We start from the raw sequence: 11760 nt of genomic DNA on the forward strand, positions 1-11760 counted from the left end.
GTCAGCTTGAATACAAAACTTGTACTTGCGTATTATTTCATTTATTAACATCCCAGTTTGCTATATTTTCCCCCAGATTAATAATATACTTTCTTGCATTTGGCAAGCCATCACCTACAAAATTAAAAAGGTTAGCGGTAGCCACAGCACTTATGTCCTTCATCTTGATCGCTTCCAGCAGATGATTTTCATTTCCAGCTCCTCCAGCCAGAATAATAGGAATATTTAGATATTCACGGGTCAACAAAACTAGGCTATAATCATAACCAAATCCTGTTCCGTCCCGATCAATTGAGTTTAAGTAAAGCTCGCCTATTTCGAGTTCTAACAGGTGTTTTAAATAATCTACGTAACTGATATCAATTTTTTTTGTACCGCCATTTATAAATAATTCAGTGACACCATTCACAATCTTATAATCTACAGATGCGACAATACTTTGGCTGCCATAGTGTTTTACCAGCTCCTTCACAAATGAAGGGTTATCGATTAAAGCAGAATTAATCACTATTTTGTCAGCACCACTTTTAAAAAGCAACTCCGCATCTTCTAGACACTTTACTCCTCCTCCTGCGGCGACAGGTATAAAGGTACCCTCAACAATCTTCTCAACTGTCAGCGCAAACTTATTTATGTCCTTATGTGGTTTGGTTGTGTCTAAAACAATAATTTCATCAAGAGAAAAAGCTATTTCCTTAAATTTATAATTTCTTTCAAGCCACTTTATATCACCAACTTTTTGCAAACGAAAATTACGACTCTGCATAAAGTATCCATCACTATATAACAATGAAAAAATGATTCGTTTTCTTAACATCAAAATTTATCTAAAAAGTTCTTTATCAATTTCAAACCATTCATTTGGCTTAATTCAGGATGAAACTGCACACCCGCTATATTTTCCATTTCAAATGAAGCAACGAATTCTGAACCATAATGGCATGTCGTATAATTCGCATTCTTATCATTCATCAGCATACGGTAGCTATGCGTAAAATAAAAATCAGGCTGTCCAGCTAAACCGTCGAATAATCGTGATGATTCAAATGGATTTACTTGATTAAAACCCACATGGGGTATTAATAAATTTTCATCTTCAAATCTCTCTACCACTGCATCGACAAAATTCAGTCCCCTATTTTCTCCATCTTCATTACTATACTTACACATCAACTGCATACCCAAACAAATACCTAGAATGGGCTTTTTATCGCCTAGAATTAAATCATCCAAAAATTGATCCAGTTGCATGGTGCGTATTCCACCAATGGCTTGACCGAATGATCCAACTCCAGGTAATATCAATCGATCGGCTTGTCGGAGCTCCTCAAATGATGCTGTGAGAACAATGTCCTCAACACCTAAAAATTTTAAACTACCAACTATGGAACGGATATTACCCATTCCATAGTCGACAATAGCTACTTTCATATATCAAAATCTTCGCCAGCAATAAATTTCGGTTGCCAGATACCATCTATCTTTTCAAACAGGTCTTTATTGGCATATTTATCCAATACCTGATCAAACTCTTCTTTAGTCATTTTATAGTATTCTAGATACGTAGGGATCAAATCTTCAGGATACGAATTATCGTACATTCTAACTAAATTTAATGCCTGATTACGAGTCATCGACCCTCTTCGGATCTCAATACCAGCATCTTGAGTTGCTCTACCAAATCCAAATTTTAGATACATTAAATAAGCATGCAAAGCATATAATGCTTGATCATTCTGAGCAAAATTTGTAAAAGTATCTTGATTTCCCTCATCCTTTTCAACTAAACCGCAATGCTCTTTTGCAACGACATAGTTACGATAGGAATCCCAAGATTCGTAATAAGACCAATGTGTAAATTCTAATCCAACACTAGAAATTTCTTCCTCACTTGGAAAATTGAAGAATGTTAAGTCTGCTTCGGTTATATCTCCATCTTCTAAGATCCGATCAAAAACCTTCTGATGTCCACCTTCTAGGTAAACACTTCTCATGTAATCTATACCGTAACTAGGCTTATTTTTACTCGCCGTAGATCCCCCATATTCAATCTCACCATCTTCACCATAAAATAATAAAGGAACTTTGAAACTGATGGCCGTACGTATGACTGCTGTATGAATAGCAATTAACCAACCGTAGTAAGGGAACCCTTTTTCAATAAAACCATATTTATTTAATCGATCCAACACTTTAGGATTTGTTGAAACATGTATATGATTAAACCCCGATTGAATAAAATTAAATAAATTCTGATCACCGATAGGCAATGATAAGGCTGGCCTAATGGTTACAGCTAGAGGATTCATACCATATTTCTCTTTTAGCATATAGGCTACATAAGAGCCATCTTTTCCTCCACTTACAGGCACTATACAATCAAAATTACCTGTCGTCGATCTGTGTTTTTCTAAAAGCGTCTTCAATTGTTCTTGCCTAGGAGCCCAATCCATCACTTTCTTTTCATCCATCCATTGGCATGCGTTACACCATCCTCGATCATCAAAAGAGATTCTTGGTCGAGTTGACATGTTTAAACAGTTTTTACACCAAAATATTTTTTCGCCTTTCATATATTATTATATTTTTTACAACTTATATAGCAGTCCAACCACCATCTACCATTAAATTATGTCCTGTTATAAATGATGCATCATCAGACAGAAGAAAACTGATCGCCGGAGCAATCTCTGCCGGATTGCCCAATCTGCCTAAGGGTGATTTATCACTATATTTTTTAATAAAGGAGGGGTGTTGATTTTTTTCATCTAAGATGCCACCCGGCGAAACACAATTTACTCTAACATTATGACGTCCATAATAAGATGCCAAATACCTAGAGAAATTAATTATCCCACCTTTAATTGCTGAATATGCCGCTGGAGAGGTACCTCCATATTCTTCGTATAAGGTGAAGTCATTGCCGACAACTCCATAAATAGAAGCAATATTTACAACGGAACCGCTACGCTGTTCCCTCATGATTTCCAACACCTTTTGACAAATATAAAAGACGGAGTTCAATTGCATATCCATATTCTTCTGCCAAGAAGAATAGTCAATTTGTTCAAAAGGTTTACCCCAATCCTTTGTCCTAGGATATGCTAGATTAACTAACCCATCAATACAATTATACTTATCAAGAACGGTATTTATGAGAATATCAATATCCGTTTTCTCTGTAATATTTAATTTTAAGAATAAATCTGCTTCTGAGTCAAAATCATTAACATCAAGTGCTACAACCTTAGCTCCATGCGATACAAGATGCCTTAATGACTCTCGTCCTATTAATCCTCCAGCTCCTGTGACAAGAATTACTTTATCTCTTAATCCTGAATACATAGTTTTAAAATATTATTTGCCTCCCCAATCGAATTGAAATTTTTGTCTTCTTTCATGATATGATGAATAAAGTAATCCATCTGATCATCATAAGTATCCATAATGCGCTGATCAGATTTAAAGATAGCCACCCCGTCAAAATAAATTATATTTTTTAATAAATCAACTAAGTAGGTTCCATCTGAAGTGACAATTTCAAGTGTTCTTTTACTATCTTTTCGGTAATAATTTAAAATAATTGAAGCTGTAAAAGACGGATATTCCCATGTATAATTTGCGTAATCAAACGCACTAATATTTAATGATGAATTATTTTTAAATAATGAACGATTTACTAATGGTTTCCCTAATAACCAATACAGGTAATCCAGCTCATGAATTAAATCAATATGTACTCCACCGCCCATTTCTTTATTTGCACTATAAATCTCGCGAAAATCGACATTTGGTCTCCAATTTGGGAGATATGATCCACAATAAACATTGACCTCATTTATTCTTTTATCTGCAATAAGAACCTTGATCTGTCTGAGAGAATCTAAAAATCTTAAATTGCATGAGATATATGTAATAATTCTGGATTTTATAGTGTCGTCAACTAATTGATCTGTATGAGGTGTTAATGCAGAAAAAAGAGGTTTTTCAATAAATAATGGCTTATTATATTTCACCAGTGTATTTATAGTATCAAAATGCAGACTTGTTGGATTTGAAATGATTATGAAGTCTAATAGATCAAAATCAATATCATCAGTTGAGAATACATTGTTTACTCCAGCATAGGTGGATACACAAGCATCTTCACTTCTTAATGCATAAATTTCGATATCATCTACCAACTTTCTAATCGCATCAATATGCTTCCTAGCGATAGAAACCTAAACCAACTATGAGTACTTTCATCCAATCAATAGTTAAATTTAAAATCTAATTTTTTTTGTTCCAATAAAAAGGACATGAATTCAAAGTCAATGGAATGATCTAAATCAAAGCATAGGTGAGGAACTTCATACACCATACTACGATCTGTAATCACGGTTCGATGCTCCTGAGCAAAAAAAATACGCTTGAAAATATAAAAAGATGCATTCATATCGTACACTTTCGGCGCGGACTGTCTTGTGAGAAACTGACCGATTTTACATAATCCATAAAATCCGCTTGACTGCTCTTCAACCATATTAAAATATGGATTTCTATTAGCAGAACTTACAGAGAACAAATTTACAGCTTCTTCTTTACTAAATAATGAATCAATCGCGATATTTAAATCTTCTACTGTACGAAGAGGAGAGGTTACATCTAAATCAATCACAAAATCGTAGTTAATACTATGCTCTATTTCTGCGTGATTTTTAACATCTATGATAGCATCTAATTTACCACTAGTATCATTTGCAAGAAAATCTGGCCGAACATAGGATATATTGATAGATGAATGCCCTAATAAACGTACGACTTCCCTGATTTCTGCTGAATCTGTAGATAAGTAAATATCAATATTTCGCTCTTTTGCTAGGGACAGCGCAACCTCAATAGAATAAGCTATTAGAGGCTTTCCGTTAATTAATTTTATATTTTTCCCAGGAATACCTTTAGATCCACCTCGGGCGCAGATTGTTATTAAACCTTTCATATATTATAATTTAATATGCTTAATATCTTCCTGAGCTTTTTTAAAATCTTCATGCTTTCCGATATCTAACCAATATCCATTTATCGGGTAAGTGACTAAACTTAAGTTCATCTCAATAACGCGATCCATTAAATCTGTTATATCAAAAAATTGATCGGCTGGTATCATATTTAATAGACTCTTCTTTAATATGTAGATACCGGCATTTGAATAATAGGTATAACGTGGTTTTTCCTTTAATGATTTAACTGAGTTGGTTTCATTAACTTCTAAAACAGCATAAGGAACATCGACATGATAGGATGTTGCTGCAACAATCATATCTGCATTCCTCTCTTTATAGGTTTTAAAAAAATCATTAAAATCAATATTTGTTAATAAATCCGAATTCATCACAATGATATCATCATGTTGAAAATCTTCAACTAACAAAATAGAACCAATAGTACCTAAGGGCTTTGTTTCCCTTACATATTTAATATTAATATCTTTAATACTGCCATCTCCAAAGTAATCTACTAATTGATCACCCAAATAATTAATACTAAGATTCATATTGCGGATACCAACTTCCTTCAATCGATCTATATTATATTCAATAATAGGTTTATCGCCTACTCGCAATAGAGGTTTGGGAGTGTCATTCGTTAGCGGACGTAATCGTTTACCCTCACCCCCAGCCATTAATACGGCATCAGCAGGTATTAATGTACTCCTTAAACTAAAATCTAATATATCTATGATGCACAAATCCTGATTGACAATCGGAATAATTTTTAAATTATTTTTCCTAAAATTATCCAGTTTATTTAGATCAAACTCATTCTCTCGAATATAAATAGGATTAGATTGCACAAAATCCAGCAAATTATGCTCAAATCCTAATCCTTTAATAAACCCTCTACGAAGATCGCCGTCGGTTAATGAACCTAATAGCATATTGTCTTCGTTAACAACAAATACAATTGAAGCAGGTGCTATCAAATCCAATCGGACTAATGCATCTCTAACTGTTTTGTCCTTATGAAGGATATGTTTATCTACAATATTCATATCAAATTATAATATCTTTTTAGTGAAGACAATTGCTTAAAATCCTTAATGACTTCGACAATTTTATTTGTAGCACCTCCTTGGTCATAAGGGTTATCCAAATTTTTCAATTTATCTTTAAAACTGCTTTCTTTAATCGCTTTAAATCCACCGATTATATCATTAATATCACAGGCAACATTAACTATAGATCTTGATTGAGCACGACCTTTTTGTCTATCGCCAATATTAATAGTTGCAGTATGCAAAGAAGGGGCTTCTAATATACCACTAGAGCTGTTGCCCACAATAGCAGTACTTTCTTTTACAACAGATAAAAATCGTAAAGTTCCTAATGATAAAAACACCTTAGCTTTAGTTGGATTTTTAGTGACGTAATGATCAATCATTTGATTGATAATCCTTCCATCTGTATCCGCATTGGCTTTTGTAAAAACAAAAAAGCTATCTTCTTGCTGTTCAATTGCATCCAACAAAATCTGAAATTGTTTTTCCGAACTTAAATTACTTAATGTTTCAGGATGAAAAGTAACTTGGTAATTATACTTTAAAAATTTAATACCCAAATCCTTCTCTAATTCCTCTTTGTTCAAAAGTTTTAAATTTGCAACATTATCTAATCCAATTGCGCCAACATTAAAAACCCGATCAGGTTCTTCTCCCATTTGAATTACTCGATTTCTGTATTCTTCTGTCGAAGTAAAATGTAGGTGACTTAATTTGGTTATGGCATGTCTTATAGCATCATCATACGCGCCCTCTGTTATCTCGCCACCGTGTAAATGTACTATAGGCACTTTAAAGATTGTCGCAGCTGATGCTATCGCTAACATTTCATAGCGATCCCCTAATATCACGAACATATCAGGTTTAAGCCTTGGAAGAACATCAGCCATCCCATTCATCGCTAAACCCATTGTTTTAACAATACTCGAAGGTGTATCTGATGAAAGCAGAATCTCTACTTTTTCATTTATAATAAATCCATCGGCCTCAATCTGCTTATAAGTTAATCCAAATTCAGGAGACAAATGCGCTCCTGTTGCAATAATTTGAAGCTCGAGGTCTTCAGCACCCTGGATTAAATCCATTAAAGGTTTTAATAACCCGTATTCAGCTCTGGTGGCAGTTACGACACAAATTTTCTTCATTACAATTCAATTAAATCATCAGCATTGAAGTCTCTAGAAGCAACTTGACCAATAATCTGATCCCACAGCATAGGTGATAGACCACTTCCTGGTCTCTTGACTGTAATATTTTCTTCTGAAAAAACATCACCCCTACTAATAGCATAAGTTGCCACAATGCTCTTACGGGCAATAGCAATATTTTTAATTTCGGAATTACTCGGTTTTTTAACACCGCTACCTGCCATAGCCTGCTCAATATTGCGAATAGCTTTTACCATAGCGTTTAGCTCAGTTGGTTCCAAAGAAGCTGCATGATCGGGCCCCGGCATATTTTTATCTAAAGTAAAGTGCTTTTCAATGACTTTAGCACCCAATGTAACCGCTGCAATTGGCACTTCGATTCCTAATGTATGGTCCGAATAGCCTACTTGAGTTCCAAATTTGTCTTGGATACTCTTCATAGCCTTCAAATTAACGTCTTGCATAGGTGTTGGGTACTCGGTATTACAATGTAAAATTGTAATGTTTTCAATCGGAGTACCCTCCTTTAAGAATACAGCGACAGCTGCATCTATATCTTCCATGGTACACATGCCGGTAGACAGTATAACGCGTGGAAACAATTTTGCAGCTTTTCTTAGATATGGCAAATTTGTGATTTCTCCAGAAGGAATTTTAACTAGCTCCAAACCAATGTCCTTCAGATAATGTAAAGAGTCGAGATCAAATGCTGTTGAAAAGAAATTGATGCTCTTTTTTTTACAATAGGCAATCAACTGCTCATGATCGTCATGTGACAGTTCTAATTTCTTTAGCATTTCGAATTGTGAGTCATTGCCATCTCCTGTGTTTTGAATTTGGTAATCCGCTTTTCGTGCAGATTTGGAAACAAGCTTTTCAGCTTTAAATGTTTGAAATTTGATATAATCAACATCAGCATTTACTGCTGCATCAATTAATTGAAATGCTTTCTGCAAATCTCCGTTATGATTGACCCCAGCTTCCGCTATTATAATAACTTTACTCATTTTATTTCAACTTCTTCGCAGGATTTCCCGCACATATTTCATTATTTGGCACAACAATTACTACATTTCAATAAAGCTTTATCCCTTTAACAGTAGAGTTGATGTGAAAAACAACTTTAATATCCAATAATTGCTATTTTATTTTTATCGCACACTGCTCGGTATATTTATAATACGTTGTTCCAAGAACTCCGCATTTTTTTGCTGATCTTTCTGACAATGTTGATACATGGGTAAACGTGTCATTAAAGTCCAAATTGGGCGGGTCATTATCCCGTTCTCATTAGAAATTTTTAGAAATTTGTCGCGTTCATTTGTATCATTTAATTCAACACACATCAACCAGTAGTTGGCTTTTGTATCGGTAGTTTCAGTTCTAAAATTGACACCTAACCCTTTAAAAAATCGCGAATATTGTTCTGCCAGCATTCTTTTATCTGCCAAAAAAGTATCCAGCATTTCCATTTGTGCGCAAGCAACTGCCGCATTTAAATTTGGCATTCTGAAATTATAACCCATTTCATCATGAAAAAATTCATATGGATGGGGTCTTTTTGCTGTTGTGGTCAAATATTTCGCTTGAACTCCTAAATCCAAATTATTGGATATAATCACACCACCACCACCACTGGTAATGGTTTTATTTCCGTTAAATGAAACCCCCCCCACTAATCCGATAGTGCCTGTATGTTTACCTTTGTAATAACTACCCAATGATTCAGCGGCATCTTCTACAACTGGAATTTGCCATTTATTACAAACAGCTATTAATTCATCCAAATGTACAGGGAATCCAAACGTATGCATGGGCATACAGGCAGCAATTCTTTTTCCACTGAACCTGTTGTAACAACCATCCTCTCTTAATTCACCAAATTCTTCCAAAAAATTTCGGACAGCTTGAGGTGAAAGTCCCATTGTATCCAAATCAACATCTAAAAATATGGGTGCAGCATTATTATATACTATTGCATTTGCTGTCGCAATGAAAGTAAGTGCTTGGGTGATTACCTCATCCCCTTCAGACACACCTGCTAAACGTAATGAAACTTGCAAAGAGGCTGTACCATTAACCACTGCCACTGCTTTTGAGACACCAGTAAATTGTTCCATCATACGTTCGAACTCATCGACATATGCGCCGACAGAAGACACAAATGTAGAATCAATCGTATCTAAAAGATAGGCCTTCTCATTTCCTCTGAACCGAGGTTCATGTAAAGGAATAAATTTATCCGTATTATATTGTTCTCTTACAAATGAGATAAAATCGTTGATATAATCCATATCTACATTTTGGCGTCTAAATATTTACCAGTTTCTTTATGTCCAAAATCAGGAATCATTTTAAAAAACAAATCTACAATTTCATGTTTTTCCCATTTACGATTTCCTTTCATTTCTAAGATTGTATCCTCAAAAAGTTGTAATTTATTTCGTTCTACATGTAGCTCACTTTTTATAACTCCAATATTTTCGAAACGATCCATATCTAGACATTCATTCTCCGTAAAAAATTCTTCAAAATCTTTTTCACCAGTCGTATCACTTTCTGTAAACAAGCAAGGCCATTTTCCCTGTTGAGGTAAAGTATCAATTAAAGTTCTCGCTTCGTCTTCATCCGTGCACAGATAAGGTTCATAACCGATATTATTCAAATATTTTACTGCTATTTCTGCAAAAGTGATCAAATGTAAATTTTCACTAAGTTTTGGAAAGAAGATATCCCGATTTTCGCCAAAGATGCAAGACATTAAACAAAGCTCTCCTGATTCTTTTGGTATCACAAAGTACCTTTTTATATCATTAGGAGCCACGATAGGTTGCTTTTTTTCAATACGTTTATTGAAACCGTGCAGTAGCGATCCGTCCGAAAATGCCACATTAGCGAAACGCGCAGTAGAAATAGTTATTTCCTGGCTTCTACGCATTAAAAACATCTCCATTATACGCTTAGAGGCACCCATCATATTGACTGGGTTTGCAGCTTTGTCTGTAGATACACAAAAATATTTTTTAATATTTTTGGCAATAGCTTGTTTTAATGTCTTATCAGTATTGAAAATATTGACATCGATCATACGCATCAAGGTATAAGGGTCTTTCTCACTTCGCACATGCTTTAATGCTGAAAGATTTAGCACATAATCATATTCCCCATCAGTCTCCCAAAATGCATCATATTCAATAGAACCTATATCTAAAGCAAAGGTTTGAAAATCACCATCAATATAACCAAATGAACTACGGATATCCCTGACCAGCTCAACCATATTGTTTTCACTGATATCTACAACATGTAACTTTTGAGGATTACGCTTAAATATCTCCTTCACAGTAGCTTGCCCAATAGAACCAGCACCTCCTATTACCAAAAAGCGTGAATTTGAAACGATTTGGTCAAGCTCCGCTTCAAAATCAGCTATATCTTTCTGAAATAATTCTTTACTTCTTCCTATAAGTTCTATGACTTCCATAATCAACTTTAATTCTCTAAAACACTTTTATACAGCCTGCGTATAATCAAAACAATAATTGATACCACTCCAAACAAAAACATACCTATTACAACTCCCTTCATCTTACTAACCTTACTTTTTTCAAGCGGATAAACGGGAACATCCACAGTTTGTATCAGCGGAGCTTCTTTTAATAATGCCATCTTAGACATTTCTAAATGTTGCACAAGCTGTCCTAAAATAGCCTTATTTGTCTCGGCAGAAAATTGTGATCGTTGAGTAGGAAACTAAGCGTTTTGCCTGCCTTGTAGGATTGAGGTTAGGAGTTTCATCCATAATAACGGCAGCAGTCACAATATCGCCATTCATAACTGCTCGAACAGAATCTGTTTTTTGTTGTAAAATTTCAATATTATCTAAAGATTTCTTAGTTTTAGTTGTAACATAAAAATCATTTACCTGAGCTACAAGAGCCTCATTAAATTCTTTTGAAAAAACTTCATCAGTTGATTGAACATCAACCTTAACTATAGATAGTTTTGTATTTGGTTTAACTACACGTAAGTTATTCTTGTTAATATCTATAACTACCCTTTGCAAAATACTATCTCGGCTCCTCTTCAGAGAAACTAGATTTTCATTTTTAAAGTCAATTTCTAATAATTTAGGTGATTGTTTCTTCCAGTTCTCTTTGACCTTATTCGCGTCTAAATAGCAATCAATTAGCAATCTCGAACTATCACTATTGGAAGGAATCAATAGGGTAGCTTCGATCATCTTTCTAGATTTATAGAGTTCAAGAAGGTTATCTCCCTGAAAAATTCCACTGCTACTTCCCCCCAAATCAATACCAACCATTGCGGCCACTCCAGCATATTGACCTAATCCACCTGATTTTTCGCCAGCTTCTAAAACGAATGTTGTCGTAGCAGTATAAGTTGGCTCTGAAAATTTAGAATAGAAAAAACCAAATAACCCGCCGATTAGCGCGGCAGAAACACTAATATACCATTTCGAAAAAAGATATTTAAACCAATCTTGAATATTTAATATAATTTCTTTCAACGTGATTCCTTCATCAACTTTATTATCATTAATCTTCATAA

13 protein-coding genes are annotated in these 11760 nt (G+C 34.5%); all 13 read right to left on the minus strand.

Annotated elements, in window-relative coordinates; all coding sequences use genetic code 11:
• Positions 1-37: 37 nt before the first annotated feature.
• The 13 genes from ACFX5U_RS20965 to ACFX5U_RS21025 all read right to left on the minus strand — a co-directional run bounded on the left by ACFX5U_RS20965 (position 38) and on the right by ACFX5U_RS21025 (position 11758).
• Positions 38-817 carry a HisA/HisF-related TIM barrel protein gene (locus tag ACFX5U_RS20965; RefSeq protein ID WP_400262022.1) on the minus strand — a complete coding sequence of 260 codons (780 nt, stop codon included), beginning with the start codon at positions 815-817 and terminating at the stop codon, positions 38-40.
• Entirely contained in the window at positions 817-1431 is a 615-nt protein-coding gene (gene hisH / locus ACFX5U_RS20970; RefSeq protein ID WP_400262023.1) for an imidazole glycerol phosphate synthase subunit HisH, read from the minus strand. The genes ACFX5U_RS20965 and hisH overlap by 1 nt, the downstream gene beginning before the upstream one ends.
• Positions 1428-2573 carry an N-acetyl sugar amidotransferase gene (locus tag ACFX5U_RS20975; protein WP_400262024.1) on the minus strand — a complete coding sequence of 382 codons (1146 nt, stop codon included), beginning with the start codon at positions 2571-2573 and terminating at the stop codon, positions 1428-1430. Before ACFX5U_RS20975 ends, hisH begins: the two co-directional genes overlap by 4 nt.
• A gap of 22 nt (positions 2574-2595) precedes the next feature.
• Positions 2596-3345 carry an SDR family oxidoreductase gene (locus ACFX5U_RS20980; RefSeq protein WP_400262025.1) on the minus strand — a complete coding sequence of 250 codons (750 nt, stop codon included), beginning with the start codon at positions 3343-3345 and terminating at the stop codon, positions 2596-2598.
• On the minus strand, positions 3330-4184 hold the full coding sequence (locus ACFX5U_RS20985) for a Gfo/Idh/MocA family protein (protein WP_400262026.1): 855 nt from the start codon (positions 4182-4184) through the stop codon (positions 3330-3332). Before ACFX5U_RS20985 ends, ACFX5U_RS20980 begins: the two co-directional genes overlap by 16 nt.
• 68 nt (positions 4185-4252) lie before the next feature.
• Complete coding sequence (locus ACFX5U_RS20990; protein ID WP_400262027.1) at positions 4253-4981, minus strand: cytidylyltransferase domain-containing protein; 729 nt, start codon at positions 4979-4981, stop codon at positions 4253-4255.
• Positions 4982-4984: 3 nt separating this feature from the next.
• A complete protein-coding gene (locus ACFX5U_RS20995) occupies positions 4985-6034 on the minus strand; it encodes a nucleotidyltransferase family protein (protein ID WP_400262028.1) in 1050 nt (349 codons plus the stop codon).
• Positions 6031-7185 (minus strand): UDP-N-acetylglucosamine 2-epimerase, encoded by a 1155-nt coding sequence (gene neuC / locus ACFX5U_RS21000; RefSeq protein WP_400262029.1) that lies wholly within the window; start codon positions 7183-7185, stop codon positions 6031-6033. The genes ACFX5U_RS20995 and neuC overlap by 4 nt, the downstream gene beginning before the upstream one ends.
• A complete protein-coding gene (neuB, locus tag ACFX5U_RS21005; protein ID WP_400262030.1) occupies positions 7185-8195 on the minus strand; it encodes an N-acetylneuraminate synthase in 1011 nt (336 codons plus the stop codon). Before neuB ends, neuC begins: the two co-directional genes overlap by 1 nt.
• Positions 8196-8339: 144 nt before the next feature.
• Positions 8340-9482, minus strand: a complete 1143-nt coding sequence (locus ACFX5U_RS21010; RefSeq protein WP_400262031.1) for a LegC family aminotransferase — start codon at positions 9480-9482, stop codon at positions 8340-8342.
• Positions 9483-9484: 2 nt separating this feature from the next.
• On the minus strand, positions 9485-10672 hold the full coding sequence (locus ACFX5U_RS21015; protein WP_400262032.1) for a UDP-N-acetylglucosamine 4,6-dehydratase: 1188 nt from the start codon (positions 10670-10672) through the stop codon (positions 9485-9487).
• 8 nt (positions 10673-10680) lie between these two features.
• Positions 10681-10857 carry a hypothetical protein gene (locus ACFX5U_RS21020; protein WP_400262033.1) on the minus strand — a complete coding sequence of 59 codons (177 nt, stop codon included), beginning with the start codon at positions 10855-10857 and terminating at the stop codon, positions 10681-10683.
• Positions 10858-10900: 43 nt separating this feature from the next.
• On the minus strand, positions 10901-11758 hold the full coding sequence (locus tag ACFX5U_RS21025; RefSeq protein ID WP_400262034.1) for a lipopolysaccharide biosynthesis protein: 858 nt from the start codon (positions 11756-11758) through the stop codon (positions 10901-10903).
• Positions 11759-11760: the final 2 nt, after the last annotated feature.

Origin of the sequence: Sphingobacterium sp. SG20118 (assembly GCF_044740685.1) — a bacterium.
Classification (GTDB): domain Bacteria; phylum Bacteroidota; class Bacteroidia; order Sphingobacteriales; family Sphingobacteriaceae; genus Sphingobacterium.